The organism is Bacillus sp. G16 (assembly GCF_021282335.1).
In the GTDB taxonomy this organism is placed as follows: domain Bacteria; phylum Bacillota; class Bacilli; order Bacillales; family Bacillaceae; genus Bacillus; species Bacillus inaquosorum.
In genome coordinates this window covers 199,836-221,174 of the sequence record NZ_JAJSOZ010000001.1, presented here as the reverse complement: position 1 = coordinate 221,174, position 21,339 = coordinate 199,836, and the positions used below count along the sequence as shown (strand labels likewise).

Here is a 21,339-nt window from a genome sequence, read left to right as displayed (position 1 = left end):
AATATCGCGCCTCCCTAAAGGCGCGACACCTTGAATCAATCGGCTACATCATAGCCCTGATCTTCTATCGCATCCGTAATGTCCTTGACTGATACTTTGTCAGCATCAAACGAAACATCGACTTTTCCCGCTTCCAGATTGACATGAACAGCACTGACGCCGTCCAGTTCTCCTACGCTCGTTTCCACAGCTTTGACGCAGTGCTGACAAGACATTCCTTCAACTTGCAATGTTTTTTGTTCCATTTGAATTCCTCCTGTTTATCTTTCTGTTTTCATCCTACCATACCCCCGTAGGGTATTACAACAAAAAAAGACTTTATGATTTTGTGAACTTTTTAAATACGTCCAAAAGCTCAGAAATGGCCTGTTCCCCGTCTCCGCTTTTGATGGCATCTGCTACACAGTGATGGGCGTGGTCCTCAAGCAAGTGAAGCGCCACATTTTTCATTGCCGCCTGAACAGCTGAAATCTGCACAAGAATATCTACACAATATCTATCGTTTTCCACCATATTTTGAATGCCTCTGACCTGGCCTTCTATCCGCTTCAGCCGGTTTGTGATTTGATCCTTTTCTTTCGAGCTTTTATGGTTTAATGCTTTATGTTCGTTATGCTTCTCCATGCGTACACCTCTGTTTCTTATATTAATTCCCATTATACTGATTGTCCAAACTGTTGTCTAAGCATGCCGCCGCAAAAAAATGAATCAGTTAGGTTTTACCATTTATACAGGAGGGTATATATCTCTTGTGAAAACGCTTTTAAAGGGGAGAACAAAAGTGGATACAATAAAGGTTGGGATATTAGGGTACGGACTGTCTGGTTCTGTTTTTCACGCGCCGCTGCTTGCTGTTCTGGAAGAGTATCACATCAGCAAAGTCATGACATCGCGGACAGAAGAAGTGAAACGGGATTTTCCGGATGCAGAAGTTGTGCATGAACTTGAGGACATCACAAATGACCCGGCCATTGAGCTTGTCATTGTCACCACACCGAGCGGCCTTCATTACGAGCACGCTATGGCATGCATTCAGGCCGGAAAACATGTTGTGATCGAAAAACCGATGACAGCGACGGCCGAAGAAGGGGAGAAATTAAAGAAGGCTGCCGATGAAAAAGGTGTATTGTTAAGTGTCTATCATAACCGGCGCTGGGATAACGACTTTTTAACGATTAAAAAGCTGATCGCTGACGGATCCCTTGAAGATATCAATACATATCAAGTCTCCTATGACCGCTACAGACCTGAGGTTCAAGCACGGTGGCGGGAAAAAGGAGGCTCGGCCACTGGTACGCTGTATGATCTCGGCTCCCACATCATAGACCAAGCCCTGCATTTGTTCGGGTTGCCAAAAGCCGTGACTGCAAACGTAATGGCCCAGCGTGAAAATGCCGAAACCGTTGACTATTTTCATTTGACTCTGGATTACGGCAAACTCCAAGCCATTCTATACGGAGGATCGATCGTTCCGGCAAACGGCCCTCGTTATCAAATCCACGGACAACATGCCAGCTTTATGAAATACGGAATCGACGGACAGGAAGACGCACTCAGAGCGGGAAGAAAACCGGAGGATGACAGCTGGGGAGCGGATGATCCGGAGTTTTACGGAAAGCTGACAACCGTTCATGGCACGGACAAAAAAACAGAAACCATCCCATCAGTAAATGGCTCCTACCTTACCTATTACCGCAAAATAGCAGAGAGTATACGAGAAGGCGCTGCGCTGCCCGTCACCGCTGAGGAAGGAATTGATGTTATTCGCATCATTGAAGCCGCGATGAAAAGCAGTGAAGAGAAACAAACCATTATGCTGGAGAAATAAACAAAAGCCTCCCCAAGAAAAGGGAGGCTTTTTCATTAAAATGTTTTACCTGCTTCTTTCGCACGCGCAATCGCGTCTTCTTTGATTTGCTGTGCTTTATCAGGCTCCGCATTATGTCCCTCTACGAAAATGCCATCGAATGATGGTACACCGAAGAAGTTCATCATGATGCCGATGTAGCGGTGACCCATTTCCATTTCAGCCGCAGGGCCTTCAGAATAGTAGCCGCCGCGCGCTTGGATATGAATCGCTTTTTTATCAGTTAACAAGCCGATCGGGCCTTGTTCAGTGTATTTGAATGATTTTCCTGCAACTGCAACAGAATCAAGATACGCTTTCATTACTGGCGGGAATGAGAAGTTCCATAAAGGAGTAACGAATACGTACTTATCAGCAGATGCAAATTGATCACTAAGCTCTCCCAGACGGCCCACTTTCGCTTTTTCGCTTTCAGAAAGCTCGTCAAAGCCTGTGCCTGACTGCAGCTTGCCCCAGCCGCTGAATACATCCGCGTCAATGTGCGGGATGTTTTCTTTGTACAAATCGATATGTACAACTTCATCATTTGGGTTCGCTTCTTTGTAAGATTCGATGAATGCTTTACCTGTTGCCATACTGTAAGAAGTTGCTTCATCATGCGGGTGAGCAGTGATATACAATACTTTTGCCATTTTTACCAGCCCTTTCGTTTTTAAAAATCACACATCAATTATTATCATACAGACGCATTATGATTATTCTTTCTCTATTAGTCTTTATTATAGGGGCACTAAAAATTACTTTCAAGTAAAACATCTTGAATTAAAGATTATTTCGCTTTTCGAAAGCTGTCCGCAAGCCCGAATACAGTGCGGAGAGCTCTTTACTGATACGCGGGTAATAAGGAACATGCGGCACTTGTATGTCAGCCGGCATCCTTTTCATCAAAGCGGATTGCTCAGCCTGTTCAAAAAACACTTTTAACTGGTTCATCTCTTTTTCAGAAAACGGAGCAGGCGGTCGATGATGGGCTTGGGCCGAGAGCAAATAATACCCTAAGTGCTGAGCACCGGAAATGGCAGGCCAAAGCACATCTGCATTCGCGTTAGGAAAGTCCCCAAGCGCCTTGTCATACGCATCCCGAAGCCTAACCAGACTCACCCTTAACTTGTTCTCGTCTGCTTTCTGCCCGGTCAACAGTTTCTCCATAAAGTGCCCTTCCAGCCGAATCACGTCTCGCATTAGTTCAGGCAGCCGCTTCGTTGAAAACAGTCTCCACAAAACTATCGTTCCCAATAGCCCGATTACACTGCCAACAGCTACATCCGTCAGCCTCGCTATCATAAAATAACCGACGTCCGAGCCGCCATGCATGCTTTCTGTTATGACAAGCGCATTTGCGGTCAAAAAAGGAACCGCCAGCGCATAATTGCGGACAATCAGCATCTCAAGAAGACATTGCAGCGCTGCAATACACAACGCAATATAAACACCGCCCGGCTTAACAAACAGGATTGCTCCTGCCAGCCCAACACCGATCACGGTTCCGATTGAACGCTGAATGGCCCTGTGAAGCGTAAAGAGAACAGTAGTGCCAAGCATGACCGCTGCTGCCGAAAGCGGAATCCAATAGGAGCGTGCAAAGCCGAATGTGAGGGCAAACATATCGGCGGCAAACAGCACAATTCCGTACTTTAACGCCCGTATCAAAACAGGAGACTGCCAGTCAAAGGCATTTCTCAAAAAGTAAAAAGAGGCTGGCAGGCGGCTCGGTTCCCCGTCCGATTGCTTATCATTCCGTCCTGAAGCGATAGACAAAGCCTCATTGATTTCTTCAAACAGCTTCCGGCTTGGCTCAGATTCATTCTCTTTAATCTGAAACGCACTGGAACTACGAGCATGCCCCAGCGCATCTCCGGTTTGACGGAGTGCCTTTTCAATCTCGGCCGTCTCTCTGTCTGGCGTTTCAGCTGAAAAATGAATAATGGCAAGGAATATGTCGTCAGCTTTTTCGAGCAGGCGGAAAAATCGTTCATCAGACTGTGATTTTTTCCGCCTGTTCCCCTTGCCGAGAACCGTTTGACGAGCTGTTCTGAGCATAAGCACCGTCTGATGCTGCGCATTATGAAAGCCTTGCGTACCGACGGCTGAAAGACATGCAGCCAGCTGATGATATGTTTTTTGCAGCACCGCCTCCTCCGGTCCATGTTTGTTCAATAACCAGCCGATTAAGGCGATACCCATGGCGAAAATGCCGCCGAGAAACGTCAGTCCCGCTCTGAACAACGCTTGTGAAGGATCGGCCGGCAGCCCGGAGCTGACTAAAAATGCAAGGACAAAAAACATCGGCGCAGGACCTTGTATACCGAGCGCGCTAAAAATAAACATTGCAGCTGCACCGATCAAGCCCAGGACAGCCGCCATTATCCAAACCGTCCCAGACAAAATAGTGCCTAATCCAAATGAGAGCGCAATCCCAATGGAAACCAAGAGCAGCTTCAAAGCGCGCTTTTTATACGATTCACCGCCCGCATATAAATAAACAAAGCCCCCGATGCTTGCAGTTAAACCATAATCCGTGTGACCCGCCAATGCGCCGATCAGCACAGGAAACCCTGAAGCGATCCCTGATCCGATCGCCTTTTTCCATGGAAATGGATTCGCATGAATGCGAAAGGCATCCTTCACGATGCTTGGCATGGTTCTTTGATTGTTCTCAACAGTTTTGTTCATTTGACAAAATCCTTTTCTATGAATGTATAGGACTTTTCCCGATTATTCACTATAGTATGCCCCAAAAACGCCTTCGCTTCTCAATAGATGTCCGCAAAAAAAAGCAGCGACCATACCGTCTCTGCCTGTTTTACATCAGTTTATTCGCAATATCCTGAATCGGCTTGATCCAGTTGCTGTACGTCAGCTCGGCAGCTTTTTTCCGATCCTTTTCCCTACATGCCGCAATGATTTGTTCATGTTCTTCAATCGAATTTTGCGGCGATTTAAAAAAAGACAAAAATAAAAGCAGCGCCTAACAGCACTGCTTTGTCCATTTGCTTTCTTTTAAGAGAAGATGAATAAAAAATAAAGGATAAATCAATAGATACCCATTAAACAGCCACCAAACAAGATCGAAGTCCCGGCTGAATGTCCAGAATGAAATTGCCTGAAGGCCTGAACAACAGGTCAGTACAAGAGAAATCAGCGCCATCAGCTTCCAGTCAGCACTGTTCTTCCGCTGCAAGTACAAGCTGTACAATCCTGTGAAAGAGATCAGGATATCCAGCGGGAAAAAGGACCAGTTCCAGGCGATCATAAACGGATGGGCATGATGTTTAAACGCCCAGCTTTCCGGTATCAGCGAAAACCCAGCTGACAGCCAGTACAAGATAAAACCGATATCAGTCACGAGAAAAAACAGTTTCATATATCTCATTTGTACTGCCCGCTTTTATGTATCGGCTCAGACTGCGCCCCATGATCGATCAGGTTTAAAGACACAACACCGCCGATAATCAATCCGATTGAAATGAGTTTCATGACGCTAACATTCTCTTGAAAAAACAAAAAACCAACGACTGTAATCAGGACAATCCCCATCCCTGACCATACAGCATAAGCAACAGAGACATCAATTGATTTTAGCGTAAGCGTCAGAAAGAAAAGACTCCCGCCATAAAAGAAAATCAACAGGACACTGGGAGTAAGCTTTGTAAAACCCGATGATAGCTTCATACTGACCGTCCCGGCAACTTCAAACAGAATCGCTAAGCATAGAAACAGCCAATTCACGTAGCATCAGCCTCCTCATCAGCTGTTATGCCGTTAAACAATACATCTACAATCGACTCAAGAACCTCTCCTGTTGTGAACTGATGTTTGAGCGGATATTCGGGATCATACACTTGGTTGATGCTTCCTATATACATGTGAACAAACAGGTCCGGATTGATGTTTCTGATTCTCTTTTGCTGTTTGCACTCGTTTAATAATTCAAGGACAATTGTCCATTCTTCCTTAATAAACGTATCTAATGTAAGCCACGCATCGTAATGGTATTTCTTCAGATCACTTAATAATCCCATATTCAGCAGTTCCATCCCCTGCGGAAGACCGATCAGCATTTTTTTCACTTTTTCAAGAATGTCTAAACTTTCATTTTCATAGATGTCTTTTTCCATTTGCTTCATCTCTGCGATAAATTGCTCAACAACCGCTTCCGCAAGCTTGTCTTTTGATGAATAATGCGCATAGAGCGTCCGCTTGCTCGTTCCCAGCACTGCTGCCAAATCATTCATCGTAAATGAAAATCCTTTCTGCCTGATCAGCCGGATGGTTTCCTCCAGAATTCTTTTTTCCAAATCAATCCCTCGCTTTCGGTACTAATAAAACTATATTGGTACCAAAATTATACGACAGCAATTTATGGAAATCAACAACACATAAAAAAACCTCTCCCAAAAGGAGAGGTTTAAAAGACACTGCGAACCAAACCGCCGTCCGCCCGAAGCGCCGCGCCATTGATCGCGGAGGAAAGCGGACTGCTTAAAAATGTAACGAAGTGGGCGATTTCTTCCGGACGGATCAGTCTTTGAATAATGGATGTCGGCCGGTTTTCTTTCATAAAACGTGCCTCAGCTTCTTGAACAGTCAGGTTTTCATCAGGATACAGCGAGTTCAGCATGGTTTCCACACCCTCTGTTAAGGTAGAGCCCGGCATGACGGTGTTGACCGTGACATTCGTGCCGGTTGCCAGCTCCGCCAAACTGCGGGAAATGGACAGCTGCATCGTTTTTGTCGCACTGTAATGGGCCATTTCCTGTGACGGCATAACCGCCGCTTCACTGGCAATGAAAATCACGCGCCCTTCTTTTTTCTCTATCATGTTGTGCAAATACTTGCGTGTCAGCCTTACCCCGCTCATAATGTTCACTTCAAAAAAACGAAACCATTCATCATCGGGAATATCAAAGTACTCCGCCGGTTCAAAAATCCCTAAATTGTTGACCAAAATATCAACCTCTGGATATGCCTGAAACAGCTCATTGCAGCCTTCTTCTGTTCCCAAATCAAATGCAGCCGGATATAGTACCGCTTCAGAATGTTGTGTTTTCAATTCATCTATCGTCTGATTCACTTTCTCTTCCCGGCGTCCGTTAATGATCACTGCCGCGCCTTCTTCAGCTAACGAAGAGGCAATGGCTTTTCCGATTCCCGATGTCGAACCAGTCACCAGTGCGGTTTTTCCTTGTAAATTCAGCTTCATTCGTTCATCCCTCCGTTTTTGATTCCTCTTATTTATTGACAGAAATGCGTTTGGTGAAACATCTGCTCTGCAATCAGTATGAAACAGCTGGGATTGAAATGGAAGTACGCACTTTTTGGTGCCTGTGATCTGGAGAAAAAATAAAGCAGAACCCTCAAAGAGGTTCTGCTTTATTGTCAGTATGTATGGAGACGGTGGGAGTCGAACCCACGTCCAGAAACATCGATTACTTAAGCGTCTACGAGCGTAGCCTGCATATTTATGTTTTCACTCATCTTCTTGCCTGCGGGCGGGCCTTCCGAGAGCTAGTCTGTTCATCTCTTCTTACGTTCTCAGACGGGAACGCAAGCGTAGCCTACTTGGATGTGCTCTTCACAGACACATAGGCAATGTCAGGAAGAGCTCGCTGCGCTTATTAGGCAGCTAATGCTACGTTTTGGTTAAAACTGTTAGTTTTGCCAGTTATATTTAAGTGCGTGTTTACGAGATCGCCTCTCGGCTCGCAGCTCAAGCTCGATCCATCCCTGTCGAATCCGTAACGTCCCCTTGTTATAAGGGAAATACGGGAGAAAATATCAAGCTCTCACTCAAACTGGCTATAGTCTTATTATAACACGATCACGGTTCTTTTCAATTGTAAAATCCTTGAAATGAAAAGCGTTATGATCTGATCGTGAACACAGTATAGCACAGGCCTGATTTTTGAATCAAGCACTATGCCTTTAGAAGCCTTTTTGACTGTCTCTGAACGCTCTTTCGATTTCCCGCTTCGCGTCCTTGCGCTTCAGGTCTTCCCGTTTGTCATAGTTCTTCTTCCCTTTTCCAAGGCCGAGAAGCACTTTGGCAAAGCCGTTTTTCAGATACAGCTTCAGCGGAACGAGGGAATAGCCTTTTTCCTTTGTTAACCCGATCAGCTTATTAATCTCCTTGCGATGCATTAACAGCTTTCTCGTCCGGAGCGGATCGTGGTTATAGCGGTTTCCCTGCTCATACGGGCTGACGTGCATATTGTGAAGAAACACTTCTCCCCGTTCGATTTTGGCAAAGGAATCCTTAAGGTTTACGCGGCCGGCGCGAATCGATTTGATTTCGGTTCCTTGCAGAACGATGCCTGTTTCATAGGTTTCTTCTATAAAATAATCGTGATTGGCTTTCTTATTTTGAGATAATACTTTTCCTGACCCTTTTGGCATGCCAGAACCTCCTCTCTCTAAGGAAAAACTGTCCACCTTTTGCGATACGCTCTATTTTACCAAATGTCACGTACCGCTACAATGAAAAGCTGTTTCCGAAAGAAAGCAAATAGAGCGCTGCGGCCCTATTTGCTGGTTGAGCTGCTATTTCTTCTTTTTCCGTTTCTGTTTCGGCGCGTTTTGGAAGCCGCGTTTTTTCTTTTTCTTCTTCGGCTTAGTGAACCACTCCCCTTTTTCCTCAGACGGAGCTGGAGAAACAGGCGTATTGGTGCTTTGGACGCGCTTTCTGGCAGGCTTTCCGCGTTTTCTGCTCCGACTGCTGTCCAGTTCTCTCGGACGACGCGGAGTGCCCTTCATGCCGACGATTTCAAAGTCGATATTGCGCTCGTCTTTGTTGACATCGACAACCTTGACTGTGATTTCATCCCCAATGCGGAAGACGTTGCCTGTCCGCTCGCCGATCATCGCAAAATGCTGTTCGTCAAATCGGTAGTAGTCATCCGTCATAAAGCTGACGTGGACGAGTCCTTCGATTGTATTCGGCAGCTCGACGAACATTCCGAAGTTTGTCACTGAACTGATCATCCCGTCAAACTCTTCACCGATTTTATCAAGCATGTATTCCGCTTTTTTCAGATCATCCGTTTCACGCTCGGCGTCAACTGCACGGCGCTCCATCGTTGATGTATGCTCGGCGATATCCGGCAGGCGTTCAGCCCACTTTTCCTGTGTCGCTTCATCGACTTTGCCGTTGATTAAGTACGTTCTAATCAGACGGTGGACGATTAAGTCCGGATAACGGCGAATCGGTGATGTGAAATGCGTATAGAATTCCGTTGACAGACCAAAATGCCCCAAGCTTTGCGGGTCGTATTTCGCCTGTTTCATCGAACGGAGCATGACAGTAGATATAACGGTTTCTTCAGGTCTGTCACGCACAGCGTCCAGAATGCTTTGCAGCGCGCGCGGATGAATATTTCCCGCCGTTCCTTTCACCACATAGCCAAATGTCGTCACGAACTCTAAAAACTTTTGCAGTTTTTCAGCATTCGGCTCTTCGTGAATCCGGTATATAAACGGTACATTCATCCAATGGAAATGCTCCGCTACCGTTTCGTTCGCCACAAGCATAAATTCTTCAATCAGTTTCTCGGCGACAGAGCGTTCTCTGATGACAACGTCTTTAACCGCGCCTTCGTCATCGACAAGCACTTTCGCTTCCTTGAAATCAAAATCAACGGCGCCGCGGTTCATCCGCTTATCGCGCAGAATTTCCGCCAGACGCTCCATGTCTTTAAACATCGGAACGAGAGGCTCGTATTTTTGTTTCAGCTCTTCGTCATCGTCAACAAGAATTTTATTCACATCTGAATAAGTCATTCTTTCCGTTGTTTTGATGACACTTTGGAAGATTTGGTGCTCCGTCACCTGTCCCTGACTGTTAATTGTCATTTCACAAGAAAGTGTCAGGCGGTCAACCTTTGGATTTAAGGAACAGATGCCGTTTGACAGTCTGTGCGGAATCATAGGGATGACTCGGTCAACCAAATACACACTCGTCCCTCTTTCGAGCGCTTCTTTGTCAATCGGCGAGTTTTCGGTTACGTAATGGCTAACATCAGCAATGTGAACGCCAAGCTTGTAGCTTCCGTCATCAAGCTTCGTCACGGTAACTGCATCATCCAAATCCTTCGCGTCCGCACCATCAATGGTGACAATCACCTGATCACGGAGATCACGGCGGTCTTTCAGGTCTTTTTCGTCAATTGTGTCAGGCGTACTTGATGCCTGTTCCATTGCGTCAGCAGGAAATTCTCCCGGCAGGCCGTGCTTATGAATGACCGATAAAATATCAATGCCCGGATCATTTTTGTGGCCGAGAATGGTTTCAATCTCGCCCTCTGCGTTCATGCGGCCTTCAGGATAGCTCGTCAGCTTGACAACAACCTTGTGTCCTTCCGCCGCTCCGTTTTCCCCATTTTTCGGGATAAAGATATCACTCGTGATTTTTTTGTCGTCCGGAATGACAAAGCCGAAGTTTCTTGTTTCTGTATACGTACCGACAACCCGCTGAATCGCTCTTTCTAAAATGCGGATGACGGTCCCTTCCTGTCTTGAGCCGCTTGACTGTGAATTCAGCCGAACCATGACGATATCGCCGTTCATTGCCGTATTCAGCTCAGTAGGCGGAATAAACACATCGCTTAATGATGTATCCTCAGGCAGCAAAAAGGCGAATCCTTTTGCATGTGCTGAAATTTTTCCTTTTATTAAATTCATCTTCTCCGGAATGCCGTAGCGGTCGCTTCTCGTCCGTACGATAAGCCCTTTGTCTTCCAAAGTGACTAACGCTTTGACGAGCTCTTTAAACTCCTCGGCTTCCGTAATATTTAACATCTCCTCAAGTTCCTGAACGGTCAGAGGCTTGTACGCCTCTTCCTTCATAAACGAGAGAAGCTTATCCATAAATGCTTCTTTTTCCATTATCCGACCTCCTGTTGATTACCAATCGAGCTTCTCTAAAAATTCATACACATCCTGATGGACGAGGTCACGTTCTTTGTCGAGCGTAATGGCATGGCCTGATTCCTCGTACCATTTCAGCTGTTTCTCATCAGTTTCCACTTCGTTGTAAATAATATTTGCGCTTTCGGTATTAATCATGTGATCATGACGGGCCTGCACCACAAATGTCGGTGAATAAATCATATCGACATTGTTTCGCACATCGGCAATTAAGTCTTGCAGCGCCTTGAGGGTGTTCATCGGCGTTTTTTCGAATTCCTTCATTTCCTCTTCAATTTGCTCCGGGCTTTTCCCCTCGAACTTTTTGTAATTGCGAGCGTATGAAAGAACGCCCTGATACATGACCTCTTCACTCTTAATATGCATTGGCGCGCACATTGTGACAATTCCCTTTATGGGTACAGTGTAACCCAATTTCAGCGAAAAAACCCCGCCAAGCGACAGTCCGCAGGCAGCGATGTTCTCATAGCCTTCAGATTTTAAGTATTCATAGCCATCCATCACGTTTTTCCACCAGTCTTCAGGCCCTGTATGTACAAGTTCTTCAGGGGGAACGCCGTGTCCTTCATATTGAGGCGCGTGGCATGTATAGCCCCGTTCATTCAAATAACGTCCCAGCATTCGTACGTCCGCTGTATTTCCTGTAAAGCCGTGCAGCAAAAGCACCGCTTTGTCTCCGCCTTTAAATGTAAATGGTTTTGGTGTCACAACTTTCATGCTCATGTCTCCCTTTCTATCTGCACGATCATTTTAGTTTTCCACAGTTTGATCAGAAAAAAACACTCTGAATATCAGCCAGAAACGTGAAAAAGGCCTGACTTCACATCAGACCTTATACAAACATTGCCCTATAGGATATAAGCAAGCGCAATCGTTAACACGAAAAACAAGACTGCCAGCACAACCGTGATGCGGTGCAAAATCAAATCAAGACCTCTTGCTTTTTGTTTCCCGAAGAGCTGCTCCGCTCCGCCTGAAATCGCACCAGATAATCCGGCGCTTTTACTGGATTGAAGCAAAACGACAATAATAAGTGCAATGCTGACGATAACCAATAAGGTAATCAAAACCGCGTGCATCCCTTACACCTCCAGACTCACTGGCCTACATTACTTCTATTTTACATGAAAAGGGTTGGCATGTCACGCTGTATCAGACGCCAAAAGGCCGGATAAGACGTTTTATCTTGGTTACCCTATTCATATGAAAAGGTCAAAAGGAGAAAAACGATGCCCCTTATCAGCATAGCCAGCAGAAAACATCTTTATTATGAGGAATATGGACAGGGAATGCCTATCATTTTTATCCACCCGCCGGGCATGGGACGTATGGTCTTTTATTATCAGCGCCTTCTCTCCAAACATTTCAGGGTGATTTTTCCCGATTTAAGCGGCCACGGCGACAGTGATCACGCGGATCAGCCCGCCTCTATTTCTTATTACGCAGATGAGATCGTGCAATTCATGGACGCTCTGCACATTGATAAGGCTGTGTTATTCGGATATTCCGCCGGCGGCTTAATCGCCCAGCATATCGGCTTTACCCGCCCGGACAAAGTGTCACATCTTGTTCTGTCCGGCGCTTACCCGGCTGTCCATAACGTAATCGGAGAGAAGATACATAAGACGGGGATGTATCTGCTTGAGAAAAACGCCCGTTTGCTCATAAAAATCCTCGCCGTCAGCCATACAAAAAACAAAGAACTTCGAAACCTATTAACAGGCCATATGAAAAAAGCAGACCTTGCCCATTGGCATCAATATTATCAGGATTCGCTCCACTACAACTGCATTGAACAGCTGCCCCATTTACACATGCCCATGCTGTTTATGTATGGCGGCCTGCGGGACTGGACCTTCCCAGCCTCAGGCTATTACCGCAAAGCTTGCAGCCATGCCGAATTTTTCAGATTGGAATATCAGGGGCATCAGCTGCCGACAAAACAATGGAAAACATGCAACGAACTGGTGACAGGGTTTGTGCTGACACATCATTCATAGAAATAGAAAACGCTTGGCTTCCAGGCGTTTTTCGTTGTTTTATTGACTTTTGTCAATAAAATCATAGTAAAAAAGATCCTCAAATTTCAAATTAAAATAGTGAAGCATTTTACCGATCACAAGCTGCCCCGGCCGTCTTTCTCCATTCAGCACGCGGCTCAGTGTGGCGGGTGAGACTCCGATTTCCAGCGCAAGCTGATTAAGGGAATAATCGTTATTGACCATATACTGCAAGACATAATCACGTCTAATCTGTATCTTTTCTACTGGCACTTTCCTCACCTTCCGTTCCTGAAAAAACTTTTTTCTATACTTTTACATTACGGCTTATGTTAACTTTTGTCAATACATTTCCAGCCTACCTATTCCCTTTAGTCAATAAACATACTAAAATATGAGTAACAGTGAGGGACGGGGTGAGACATATGGAAAGCTTTGGCGAACAATTGCGGGCATTGCGCGAAGAGAGAAAGTTAACAGTCAACCAGCTGGCGACTTATTCTGGCGTAAGCGCGGCCGGCATCTCCAGAATCGAAAATGGCAAACGGGGCGTTCCCAAACCTGCCACCATCAAAAAACTGGCAGAGGCCTTAAAAATTCCTTACGAAGGGCTTATGTATAAGGCTGGTTACATCGAAGAAGTACATGAAGACAGAGCTCCTTATGAAACGAAGTGCAAGCTGCTTGAAAAAGCGGAGGCCTATGACCTGAAAAACCTTGCTCTTCTTGAGAACGAAAAGTGGCAATATCTCAATAAAGAGGATTTGCTCATGCTGGATCATTATTTTTCGTTTATTTCAGACGAAGCCAAAAAACGGTCTGCTGATGACTAACTCTTGATAGGAATGCGAGGCGATCACCATGTCACCGTTCGGACAGCAATTACGGGAGCTGCGCCGCGCCCGCAAACTGACAGTGAATCAGCTTGCGGTGTACTCAGGCATCAGCTCGGCCACCATTTCAAAAATTGAAAACGGCAAGCGCGGCACGCCAAAACCTGCCACTATCAAAAAACTGGCGGCAGTACTGAAAGTGCCCTACGAAAACCTGATGGCTGCCGCTGGTCATATTCAAGCCTTTCCAGAAGAAATCCGCGAGGCTTCGGAAAGCTATCAGTCCATTTATGACATTTACCAGACTGCAATCACTCGCGGAGCGGAGCACCTTCCGATTTTCAACAGCCAAAAGTGGGAACATCTCTCAAAGCAGGATATTGAAAATCTCAGCAAATACTTCGATTTTCTAGCCTCGGAAGCGAAAAAACGCGCCTCTTCTTCATAATCCCCTGCTTCTCTTTCTGCATTTTATCAATCACGCTTGCATACCTTCCCTCGTTATTTGCGTTATAATAGTGACAGACGAGGTGAAAAGTATGAACCAATCAGAAATGTGTCCTAGATTTGAAAAAGCAGTCGACATCTTGAGTAAACGCTGGGTCGCTTTGATCGTATTTCAGCTCTTGAACGGGTCGCAGCGATTTAGCGAAATTGAAGCAGCACTTCCAAATCTAAGCGGCAGAGTTCTGTCAGAACGGCTGAAAGAACTTGAGCTTGAAGGAGTGGTGAAGCGGGATGTCATCCCGGAAACTCCGGTTCGCATCGAATATTCATTGACCGATAAAGGAAAGGCGCTAGCCCCCATTTTGGGTGAGATTTCAAAATGGGCAACGGATTGGATTGACCCTTCCTTTCTTGACTAATTGCTAAAACGGTTCTGATCTCAAAGACGAGAAAAGGAGCCGTTTTTTTATTTTTTATTTTCCAGTGAAAAAACGATTTCTCAGCCGATATATAGTACATCCACACATTACGTTTTTAAAGGATACCACTATATGCGACTGACGATTTCCCGCAAATTCAGCCTGGTATTTTTGACACTGATCCTGATCAATTTACTTATAGGCGGAATAGGCGTTTTTAATATGCAGCACATCATTCAAAAGACAGATGAAATCAACACAAAATGGATTGACGGCATCAAAGAAATTACTTCGATTAATTATTTGACCGAGCATCTGTCTTCTAAAGAAAAGGATTTTCTGATTTTCACAGACAAAAGCAAAATGGATACGCTTGAACAAGACATGAATCAGATCCTTGAAGACATCAATCAAAAGCTTGATAGCTACGAAAAAACGATTTCCAATGACAAAGAACAGAAACTGTTTGAGCAGCTTCAAACTGAAGTAAACACCTATACTGATATTCATACGCAAATTATAGAAAGCGGCCGCACGAATGACATGGACAAAGCAAGAGGTTTATTGGTGCAGACTGAGGCCAGATTTGAGGATATGAAAAAATCAGTCACTCAGCTCATTGACTTTAATAAAGAAGGCAGCAACACAGCGGTAAAAGAAACGAAGGACGTATACCATAAAGGGCTCATTTACAATGCTTTGCTTCTGGCAGCATCTATCATTATCAGTATTTTCATCTGGCTTTATATCACGCGAAACATTGTAAAGCCTATCATTCGCATGAAGGAGTCTGCCAATCATATTGCCGAGGGAGATCTGTCGAATGACATGGAGCCGCTCAAATCAAAAGACGAGCTCGGCGATCTGAACGAGGCACTGCAAAAAATGGTAGGCAATCTGAGAGATATTGTCGGGTACTCCAAAGAAATATCAATCCGGGTTCTTTCTTCTTCACAAGTGCTGGCAACCGCAACAAATGAAACGAGATCCGGCAGCAAACATATTACCGAAACAATGAACGAAATGGCTGAAGGCTCTGAACAGCAGGCCCAAGACGCCGTGACAATTGCAGAATCAATGAATGAGTTCACTGAAAGCATTGATAAAGCCTATAATCGCGGCATCACAATCAGCGATACGTCTCAAAATGTCCTCGAACTCGCAGTAAGCGGAAACGTAAATATGGATACGTCATTACAGCAAATGAAAACCATCCATCATATCGTTCAGGAGGCCGTGCATAAAGTGAGATCACTGGAACAGCATTCTCAGGATATCAACAAGCTCGTTCAGGTCATCAACGGCATTGCCGAACAAACGAATTTGCTGTCACTTAACGCCGCAATTGAGGCTGCCCGCGCAGGAGAAAGCGGCAAAGGCTTCGCCGTTGTGGCAGAGGAGGTCAGAAAGCTGGCTGACGGCGTTTCTGATTCTGTCCAAGATATTACCCGGATTGTCAACGGGACACAGCAGGAAATCCACACTGTCATTGGGTACTTAGAAAGCAGCTTTACAGAAGTCGAAAAAGGAACAGAAAACCTGACAGACACCGGACAAGCTATGCAGCATATCCGACAATCGGTCACTCACGTTGCAGACAGCATTAAGGAAGTAACGGATGGCCTGAAGCAGTTAACAAACCAATCGATTACCATCAATCAATCGATTGAAAATATCGCTTCTGTATCTGAAGAGTCGGCCGCCGGCATTGAAGAAACATTTTCGATTACCGAGCAGTCCGCCCATTCCATGGATCAAGTGCTCCAGAATGCTAAAGAGCTTGAGAAGCTGGCGAAGGAGCTTAATGAGAAGATGGATCAGTTTACAATCTAAAGAAAAAAAAGAGGCTGGAGTCATCCAAGCCTCTTTTTCTATTCTATGCAGCTGTTTGAACGCGTTTCGCTCTGGTTCGTTTTTTCTTTACCGGACTTAATGCCCTCTCCAGCCAGGCCATGAGCAAATCAGCTGCAACCGCCATCACTGCAGTCGGTATCGCGCCGGCGAGAATAATCGCTGTTCCGTTTGTCGCGTTTGAGCCGCGGACGATCATATCTCCAAGGCCGCCGGCTCCGACAAATGTGCCGATCGCTGTAATCCCGATGGCAATGACGAGAGCCGTGCGCAAGCCTGCCATAATGACAGAAAGCGCGAGTGGAAGCTCAACCATCCGGAGAACTTGGAAATTCGTCATGCCCATTGCTTTTCCCGATTCTAAGTAGGCATGTTCAATGCTGACTATGCCTGTGTACGTGTTTCGGATAATCGGCAGAAGGGAATACAGAAATAATGATACAATCACCGTGTTTGCGCCGAGCCCCATGACAAGCATTAAGACGGCCAGCATGGCGAGCGCCGGGATTGTCTGGATAACATTTGTTACGGCGAACACCCAGGCTGACAAGCGGCGATAATGCGCAATGAGGATTCCGACCGGAACCCCGACGACAGCGGCAAACAAAACGCCGTAAGCCGACATAAGAAAGTGCCGGCCGAATTCTTCCATGACGTAGCTGCCGTTCTGCGCATAATACGTCATGACCTGTTCAAGCACATTCATTGGTTTCTTCCCCCTTTCATGATTCGAAGTAATGATGCTTTTCTAAATATTCCTTGGCAACGACAGAAGGCTCTTTTAAATTGCCGTCGACTTCATAGTTGAGCTCCTGCATTGTGGCTGTGTCGATTTTCCCGATCATTTTCTGAATGACGCCTTCAAGCTCAGGATGTTCTTTGAGCACTTGTTCCGGAACAACCGGAGAGCAGTCGTACGGCGGGAAAAATTGCTTATCATCCTTTAGCATTTTAAGACCATAGGACTTGATTCTTCCATCAGTCGAATACGCAAGCACAATGTCCATTTTTCTGCTCTTCACCGCGTCATACACAAGCCCGATCTGCATTGGATACGTGCCTCCGAATGTCATGCCGTAGGTTTTCGTAAAATCCTGATAGCCGTTTCCCTTGAGCTTCATCCAATAGTTATCGACACCCAGCTTTAATTGCGGCGCCCATTTTTTAACGTCTGATACGTTTTCTAAATGATATTGATCGGCCAGTTCCTTGCTGACCGTAAAGGCATATGTATTATCAAACCCGTAGGAGTCATACCATTTTAAATCGTATCTTTTTTTAAACTCCCGCTGTGTCAGCGCCAGCGCTTTGTCCGGATCTTTCTCAGGTTCCATTCTCAGCGTTCCTGTCAGCGCGTCTCCCGTATATCTTGTGGCCGCAATGTCGATTTCCCCGTTCATTAAGGCCTGCTGCTGCACCGCGTTGGAGCCGAGATTTTTAATGGTTGTTGTTTTGAAATCAGTATGATGTTCGATCAGCTGCCCAAGCATGCTGGCGATAATTTCTGATTCGCTCATACTTTGCGCGCCGATTTTAATGGTCTGGTCTGAAGCAGCGCTGAGACCCGGAAGTGAACAGCCGCTCAACGTCAGCATTGCTGCTAGCGTTAACCCGATCATCCATTTGAGATATTTTCTTTTCATGAGCCGCCTCCTTATGAAACTTCCTTCAATCTCTGCATGCCGGCAGGTGTCAGTTTTCGTTCAGTCACCGCCAGCACGTAATCTATTACAATTGCCAATATCGTGACGGGCACCGCGCCCCCGATGATATATTCCGGCTGATATAAATTCAGTCCGATAAAAATGTAATCACCCAAACCGCCGCCTCCAATAAAGGAAGCGAGCGTTGCCCAGCCGATTAAGTAAATCGTCGATGTTCTGATTCCCGCCATGATCACAGGCGCGGCAAGCGGCAGCTCCACCAGGCGGACTTGTTCAGCCGGCGTCATGCCGATGCCTTTGCCAGACTCAAGCAGATTTTTGTTGACGCCGCGAATGCCGGTGTACGTGTTGCGCAGAATCGGCAGAACGGAGTAGAAAAACAAAGCCACAATGGCTGGAACCTTCCCGACACCTAGGAGCGGAATAAAGAAGGCGAGAATCGCCAGACTCGGCAGCGTCTGAATGATATTAACGATGCCGATAATGGTGCCGGCGCCCTTCTTCATTCTAGTAAGCACAACCCCGAGGGGTACGGCAACGAGTACGCCTAAAATAACAGCAATGAGCGATATCGTGATATGCTCATATGTTTTATAAAGGAGCTCGCCCCCGTTGGTTTGCAAAAATTGAACAATATGATTCACAACTTATCGCCTCCCTATGACAATACCGCGAGCTGCTTTTCTTCTCCCCAGAGAGAGTCATATACAATGTCGACCAGACTCGCTCTCGTCACAATTCCGATTAAACGCCGGTTTTCATCCACAACAGGTACGTATTTAACACCCCGTTTTAAAATTTTTCGGACCGTGTCGCGCAGCAGTGTTCCGCCCAATACTGTGTAAAGATCTTCATGTAAAACCTCTCCTACGAGATTGGCTTTTTTCCGGCATTGATCAATGATTTCAACATCCACATAGCCTTGCAGAACGTGCCCGTCATCGACGACAAGCAGTGAATCGACACGCTCCTGCCTCATTACCTGAATCGCTTCAGAAAGCGTTTTATCCGCGGTGATCGTCACAGGCTGTGTGTTCATAATCTGGTTAACCCGTTCCACATCCGGGCTGGATGACTGAATCAGCCGCTCCTTGCCGATAAATTCCTCAACAAATTCGTCTGCCGGATTTCTCAAAATATCATCGGGCGTTCCGACTTGAACGATTTCTCCCGCTTTTAAAATCACAATCCGGTCTGCCAGTTTAATCGCTTCATCCATATCGTGGGTAACAAATACGATGGTTTTATGTAAGGTTTTTTGCAGTTTTTTAAATTCTTCCTGAAGGGAATCCCTCGTAATCGGGTCGAGTGCCCCAAACGGTTCATCCATTAAGATAAGCGGCGGCTCCGCGGCAAGTGCCCGTAATACACCTATTCGCTGCTGCTGCCCCCCGCTTAATTCATGAGGGTAACGGTCTAAATATTCTGGCCCCATATCGACCAATTTTAGAAGCTCACGCGCCCGCTCTTTTCGCTGCTGCTCCGGCCATTTCAACAGCTTAGGGACAAGTGAGATGTTCTGCTGAATAGTCATATGCGGAAACAGGCCGATCTGCTGAATGACATAGCCGATCTTACGCCTAAGCTCTACCGGGTCCTGTTCCATGATGTTTTCGCCGTCAATGAAAATCTTGCCGGCAGAAGGCTCAATTAATCGATTAATCATTTTCATTGTTGTTGTTTTTCCGCAGCCGCTCGGGCCGATAAAACAGATAAATTCACCTTTTGCAATCTTAAGATTCACGTTGTTCACGGCTTTTTTGCCGCCTTTGTATGTTTTCGAGACATTTTCTAATGTCAGCAAACATCGCACCTCCAAAGTTAAGTTTATTCAATTCGTTCAGTTTGTATTTAATTTTTCAGACAATTGAATGGTTCCCATTATAGAATAAAGTTTATAAAATAAAAAGTTTACAATTTGTTCATATTATTTATAAAGTATGTATAAACGCTGATTTACCCGCATTGACCTGTAATGATCTCCTTATTGCTCCAATTTCCTGCCAAATTCTCTTGATGCGGCATTTCCGCCGCATCAAAAATGTGGTATATTGACATCGGAATTGTTAGCTGAAAGGATTGAAACCGTTGGAGAAAGATCCGATAACGATCATTGAACAAGCTGAGGACCATTTAATAGAAAGAATCGCGGAAAACATGCATGCATTTGGAATGCCCTCTACCGTCGGACGTGTGCTGGGCATTATTTATATGAATCGAAAACCGATGACGCTGGCCGAATTATCTGAAGCGACCGGCATGAGCAAAACACGCATGAGCCAGGTTGTGCGGGAAATGCTTGATGCCAACATCGCCGAGAAAGTGTTCGAAAAGGGCGTGCGAAAAGATTTATATGAGGTTGAGCAGGATTACTACCAAACGTTTATCACGCTGTTTTCAGCCACTTGGAGCAAAGTCGTCAGCAAAAACAAAATGATGCACAAAAAACTCAATCGGGAGCTGCTCAGCGTCTTGGATGAAGAGCTTACCCCTGAAGCGGAAGAAAAAGTGAATGAGCTGCTGAAGGAACTAAAGGAATGGCTCGATTATTATAATTGGCTCAGCCGTTTGATTGAGTTTTTTGAGAGCGAAGAGATTTTTAAATATGTGCCGAAGCCGTAAAAAAACGCCCTGTCATTCACAAGGCGTTTTTTCTTATGCGGCGCCGGCCAGGTTTTTCTTCTTTTTCTTTTTAATCGGGCTTAACGCGCGCTCAATCCAGCCCATGACCAAATCGGCTATCACCGCCATCAGAGCCGTGGGGATTGCGCCCGCTAATATAATCGCGGTTCCGTTTGTTGCGTTTGATCCCCTGACGATGATATCTCCGAGACCGCCTGCACCGACAAATGTCCCGATGGCCGTAATCCCGATGGCGATGACAAGGGCGGTGCGGAGGCCGGCCATAATGACAGAAAGCGCAAGCGGAAGCTCGACCATCCGAAGGACTTGAAATTTTGTCATTCCCATCGCTTTTCCGGATTCAAGATAAGCGTGTTCAATGCTGATAATGCCTGTATACGTATTTCTGATAATCGGCAGAAGAGAATACAGAAATAATGACAATATCACCGTATTAGCGCCCAGCCCCATGACAAGCATCAGCACGGCGAGCATGGCGAGAGCCGGGATGGTCTGAATGACGTTCGTCACCGCAAAAATCCATCCGCTTAATGTTCTGTACCTGGCTATCAGGATGCCGAGCGGAATCCCAACAATGGCGGCAAACAAAACGCCGTACACCGACATCAGAAAATGGCGGTAAAACTCCTGCAGCACGTAACCGCCGTTTTGCGAATAGTAAGTGCCTAGCTGCTGTAGTACTTCCATATAATC

The 21,339-nt window shown here is 45.8% G+C and carries 26 protein-coding genes and 1 other RNA gene; 7 read left to right on the top strand and 20 right to left on the bottom strand.

All coding sequences use genetic code 11. From position 1 onward, the window contains the following. Nucleotides 1-35 precede the first annotated feature (35 nt). A complete protein-coding gene (gene copZ, locus LWH95_RS01085) occupies nucleotides 36-245 on the bottom strand; it encodes a copper chaperone CopZ (RefSeq protein WP_014115156.1) in 210 nt (69 codons plus the stop codon). Nucleotides 246-318: 73 nt separating this feature from the next. Beyond that, nucleotides 319-624, bottom strand: a complete 306-nt coding sequence (gene csoR / locus LWH95_RS01080) for a copper-sensing transcriptional repressor CsoR (protein WP_014115157.1) — start codon at nucleotides 622-624, stop codon at nucleotides 319-321. A gap of 127 nt (nucleotides 625-751) precedes the next feature. On the opposite strand from csoR, the gene LWH95_RS01075 reads away from it, so the two are divergent. Beyond that, entirely contained in the window at nucleotides 752-1,828 is a 1,077-nt protein-coding gene (locus LWH95_RS01075; RefSeq protein ID WP_232918784.1) for an oxidoreductase, read from the top strand. A 35-nt stretch (nucleotides 1,829-1,863) separates the two neighbouring features. Here LWH95_RS01075 and azoRB read toward each other — a convergent pair whose 3' ends face one another. The 12 genes from azoRB to secG form a co-directional block, all read right to left on the bottom strand. Then, nucleotides 1,864-2,499 carry an FMN-dependent NADH-azoreductase AzoRB gene (gene azoRB, locus LWH95_RS01070; protein WP_019259473.1) on the bottom strand — a complete coding sequence of 212 codons (636 nt, stop codon included), beginning with the start codon at nucleotides 2,497-2,499 and terminating at the stop codon, nucleotides 1,864-1,866. 130 nt (nucleotides 2,500-2,629) lie between these two features. Further along, on the bottom strand, nucleotides 2,630-4,540 hold the full coding sequence (locus tag LWH95_RS01065) for an FUSC family protein (protein WP_232918783.1): 1,911 nt from the start codon (nucleotides 4,538-4,540) through the stop codon (nucleotides 2,630-2,632). Between the two features lie 130 nt (nucleotides 4,541-4,670). Then, complete coding sequence (locus LWH95_RS01060) at nucleotides 4,671-4,820, bottom strand: hypothetical protein (RefSeq protein ID WP_003235161.1); 150 nt, start codon at nucleotides 4,818-4,820, stop codon at nucleotides 4,671-4,673. 15 nt (nucleotides 4,821-4,835) lie between these two features. Next, nucleotides 4,836-5,240, bottom strand: coding sequence for a YvaD family protein (locus LWH95_RS01055; protein ID WP_232918782.1), 405 nt, complete (start codon nucleotides 5,238-5,240; stop codon nucleotides 4,836-4,838). Continuing rightward, nucleotides 5,237-5,596, bottom strand: coding sequence for a DMT family transporter (locus LWH95_RS01050; protein WP_232918781.1), 360 nt, complete (start codon nucleotides 5,594-5,596; stop codon nucleotides 5,237-5,239). The genes LWH95_RS01055 and LWH95_RS01050 overlap by 4 nt, the downstream gene beginning before the upstream one ends. Beyond that, entirely contained in the window at nucleotides 5,593-6,165 is a 573-nt protein-coding gene (locus LWH95_RS01045; RefSeq protein WP_003235164.1) for a TetR/AcrR family transcriptional regulator, read from the bottom strand. Before LWH95_RS01045 ends, LWH95_RS01050 begins: the two co-directional genes overlap by 4 nt. Nucleotides 6,166-6,275: 110 nt before the next feature. Next, nucleotides 6,276-7,070 carry an SDR family NAD(P)-dependent oxidoreductase gene (locus LWH95_RS01040; RefSeq protein ID WP_225514645.1) on the bottom strand — a complete coding sequence of 265 codons (795 nt, stop codon included), beginning with the start codon at nucleotides 7,068-7,070 and terminating at the stop codon, nucleotides 6,276-6,278. A gap of 183 nt (nucleotides 7,071-7,253) precedes the next feature. Further along, nucleotides 7,254-7,616, bottom strand: a transfer-messenger RNA (tmRNA) gene (ssrA, locus tag LWH95_RS01035). Nucleotides 7,617-7,792: 176 nt separating this feature from the next. Continuing rightward, nucleotides 7,793-8,263 carry an SsrA-binding protein gene (smpB, locus tag LWH95_RS01030; protein ID WP_003220025.1) on the bottom strand — a complete coding sequence of 157 codons (471 nt, stop codon included), beginning with the start codon at nucleotides 8,261-8,263 and terminating at the stop codon, nucleotides 7,793-7,795. Nucleotides 8,264-8,407: 144 nt separating this feature from the next. Continuing rightward, entirely contained in the window at nucleotides 8,408-10,747 is a 2,340-nt protein-coding gene (gene rnr, locus LWH95_RS01025; protein ID WP_232918780.1) for a ribonuclease R, read from the bottom strand. 18 nt (nucleotides 10,748-10,765) lie between these two features. Then, nucleotides 10,766-11,506 (bottom strand): alpha/beta hydrolase, encoded by a 741-nt coding sequence (locus tag LWH95_RS01020; RefSeq protein WP_133486001.1) that lies wholly within the window; start codon nucleotides 11,504-11,506, stop codon nucleotides 10,766-10,768. A gap of 131 nt (nucleotides 11,507-11,637) precedes the next feature. After that, entirely contained in the window at nucleotides 11,638-11,868 is a 231-nt protein-coding gene (gene secG / locus LWH95_RS01015) for a preprotein translocase subunit SecG (RefSeq protein ID WP_003220028.1), read from the bottom strand. 150 nt (nucleotides 11,869-12,018) lie between these two features. Here secG and LWH95_RS01010 point away from each other — a divergent pair, with 150 nt between their 5' ends. After that, complete coding sequence (locus LWH95_RS01010; protein WP_133485999.1) at nucleotides 12,019-12,789, top strand: alpha/beta fold hydrolase; 771 nt, start codon at nucleotides 12,019-12,021, stop codon at nucleotides 12,787-12,789. A gap of 39 nt (nucleotides 12,790-12,828) precedes the next feature. On the opposite strand, the gene LWH95_RS01005 is transcribed toward LWH95_RS01010, so the two are convergent. Next, nucleotides 12,829-13,062 (bottom strand): helix-turn-helix domain-containing protein, encoded by a 234-nt coding sequence (locus LWH95_RS01005; protein WP_003220031.1) that lies wholly within the window; start codon nucleotides 13,060-13,062, stop codon nucleotides 12,829-12,831. A 152-nt stretch (nucleotides 13,063-13,214) separates the two neighbouring features. Here LWH95_RS01005 and rghR point away from each other — a divergent pair, with 152 nt between their 5' ends. From rghR to LWH95_RS00985, 4 genes are all read left to right on the top strand, one after another. Beyond that, nucleotides 13,215-13,622 (top strand): transcriptional repressor RghR, encoded by a 408-nt coding sequence (gene rghR, locus LWH95_RS01000; RefSeq protein WP_003235175.1) that lies wholly within the window; start codon nucleotides 13,215-13,217, stop codon nucleotides 13,620-13,622. Between the two features lie 28 nt (nucleotides 13,623-13,650). Then, on the top strand, nucleotides 13,651-14,070 hold the full coding sequence (locus LWH95_RS00995; RefSeq protein ID WP_232918779.1) for a helix-turn-helix domain-containing protein: 420 nt from the start codon (nucleotides 13,651-13,653) through the stop codon (nucleotides 14,068-14,070). A 91-nt stretch (nucleotides 14,071-14,161) separates the two neighbouring features. Beyond that, nucleotides 14,162-14,488, top strand: a complete 327-nt coding sequence (gene catR, locus LWH95_RS00990) for a catDE operon transcriptional regulator CatR (RefSeq protein ID WP_003220037.1) — start codon at nucleotides 14,162-14,164, stop codon at nucleotides 14,486-14,488. A 132-nt stretch (nucleotides 14,489-14,620) separates the two neighbouring features. After that, on the top strand, nucleotides 14,621-16,321 hold the full coding sequence (locus LWH95_RS00985; protein WP_232918778.1) for a methyl-accepting chemotaxis protein: 1,701 nt from the start codon (nucleotides 14,621-14,623) through the stop codon (nucleotides 16,319-16,321). 43 nt (nucleotides 16,322-16,364) lie between these two features. Here the strand turns inward: LWH95_RS00985 and opuBD are convergent, their stop codons facing one another. The 4 genes from opuBD to opuBA are packed head-to-tail and all read right to left on the bottom strand — an operon-like array spanning nucleotide 16,365 to nucleotide 19,807. Then, a complete protein-coding gene (gene opuBD / locus LWH95_RS00980) occupies nucleotides 16,365-17,045 on the bottom strand; it encodes a choline ABC transporter permease OpuBD (RefSeq protein ID WP_232918777.1) in 681 nt (226 codons plus the stop codon). A 16-nt stretch (nucleotides 17,046-17,061) separates the two neighbouring features. Then, nucleotides 17,062-17,982, bottom strand: coding sequence for an osmoprotectant ABC transporter substrate-binding protein (opuBC, locus tag LWH95_RS00975; RefSeq protein WP_232918776.1), 921 nt, complete (start codon nucleotides 17,980-17,982; stop codon nucleotides 17,062-17,064). An 11-nt stretch (nucleotides 17,983-17,993) separates the two neighbouring features. Then, entirely contained in the window at nucleotides 17,994-18,647 is a 654-nt protein-coding gene (gene opuBB, locus LWH95_RS00970; protein ID WP_084993412.1) for a choline ABC transporter permease OpuBB, read from the bottom strand. Nucleotides 18,648-18,661: 14 nt separating this feature from the next. Continuing rightward, entirely contained in the window at nucleotides 18,662-19,807 is a 1,146-nt protein-coding gene (opuBA, locus tag LWH95_RS00965) for a choline ABC transporter ATP-binding protein OpuBA (RefSeq protein ID WP_232918775.1), read from the bottom strand. Between the two features lie 284 nt (nucleotides 19,808-20,091). On the opposite strand from opuBA, the gene LWH95_RS00960 reads away from it, so the two are divergent. Continuing rightward, nucleotides 20,092-20,625, top strand: a complete 534-nt coding sequence (locus LWH95_RS00960; protein WP_148983426.1) for a GbsR/MarR family transcriptional regulator — start codon at nucleotides 20,092-20,094, stop codon at nucleotides 20,623-20,625. A gap of 33 nt (nucleotides 20,626-20,658) precedes the next feature. Here the strand turns inward: LWH95_RS00960 and opuCD are convergent, their stop codons facing one another. Further along, nucleotides 20,659-21,333, bottom strand: coding sequence for a glycine betaine/carnitine/choline/choline sulfate ABC transporter permease OpuCD (gene opuCD, locus LWH95_RS00955; protein ID WP_148982587.1), 675 nt, complete (start codon nucleotides 21,331-21,333; stop codon nucleotides 20,659-20,661). Nucleotides 21,334-21,339 lie beyond the last annotated feature (6 nt).

Excerpts from the sequence above, each read along its gene's own strand:
- smpB (WP_003220025.1), bottom strand. The coding sequence starts at position 8,263 with ATGCCAAAAGGGTCAGGAAAAGTATTATCTCAAAATAAGAAAGCCAAT.
- copZ (WP_014115156.1), bottom strand. The coding sequence starts at position 245 with ATGGAACAAAAAACATTGCAAGTTGAAGGAATGTCTTGTCAGCACTGC.
- opuBC (WP_232918776.1), bottom strand. The coding sequence starts at position 17,982 with ATGAAAAGAAAATATCTCAAATGGATGATCGGGTTAACGCTAGCAGCA.
- LWH95_RS00995 (WP_232918779.1), top strand. The coding sequence starts at position 13,651 with ATGTCACCGTTCGGACAGCAATTACGGGAGCTGCGCCGCGCCCGCAAA.
- LWH95_RS01020 (WP_133486001.1), bottom strand. The coding sequence starts at position 11,506 with ATGAAAGTTGTGACACCAAAACCATTTACATTTAAAGGCGGAGACAAA.
- catR (WP_003220037.1), top strand. The coding sequence starts at position 14,162 with ATGAACCAATCAGAAATGTGTCCTAGATTTGAAAAAGCAGTCGACATC.
- opuBD (WP_232918777.1), bottom strand. The coding sequence starts at position 17,045 with ATGAATGTGCTTGAACAGGTCATGACGTATTATGCGCAGAACGGCAGC.
- LWH95_RS00985 (WP_232918778.1), top strand. The coding sequence starts at position 14,621 with ATGCGACTGACGATTTCCCGCAAATTCAGCCTGGTATTTTTGACACTG.
- LWH95_RS01010 (WP_133485999.1), top strand. The coding sequence starts at position 12,019 with ATGCCCCTTATCAGCATAGCCAGCAGAAAACATCTTTATTATGAGGAA.
- rnr (WP_232918780.1), bottom strand. The coding sequence starts at position 10,747 with ATGGAAAAAGAAGCATTTATGGATAAGCTTCTCTCGTTTATGAAGGAA.
- secG (WP_003220028.1), bottom strand. The coding sequence starts at position 11,868 with ATGCACGCGGTTTTGATTACCTTATTGGTTATCGTCAGCATTGCACTT.
- azoRB (WP_019259473.1), bottom strand. The coding sequence starts at position 2,499 with ATGGCAAAAGTATTGTATATCACTGCTCACCCGCATGATGAAGCAACT.
- LWH95_RS01040 (WP_225514645.1), bottom strand. The coding sequence starts at position 7,070 with ATGAAGCTGAATTTACAAGGAAAAACCGCACTGGTGACTGGTTCGACA.
- rghR (WP_003235175.1), top strand. The coding sequence starts at position 13,215 with ATGGAAAGCTTTGGCGAACAATTGCGGGCATTGCGCGAAGAGAGAAAG.
- LWH95_RS01065 (WP_232918783.1), bottom strand. The coding sequence starts at position 4,540 with ATGAACAAAACTGTTGAGAACAATCAAAGAACCATGCCAAGCATCGTG.
- opuCD (WP_148982587.1), bottom strand. The coding sequence starts at position 21,333 with ATGGAAGTACTACAGCAGCTAGGCACTTACTATTCGCAAAACGGCGGT.
- LWH95_RS01055 (WP_232918782.1), bottom strand. The coding sequence starts at position 5,240 with ATGAGATATATGAAACTGTTTTTTCTCGTGACTGATATCGGTTTTATC.
- csoR (WP_014115157.1), bottom strand. The coding sequence starts at position 624 with ATGGAGAAGCATAACGAACATAAAGCATTAAACCATAAAAGCTCGAAA.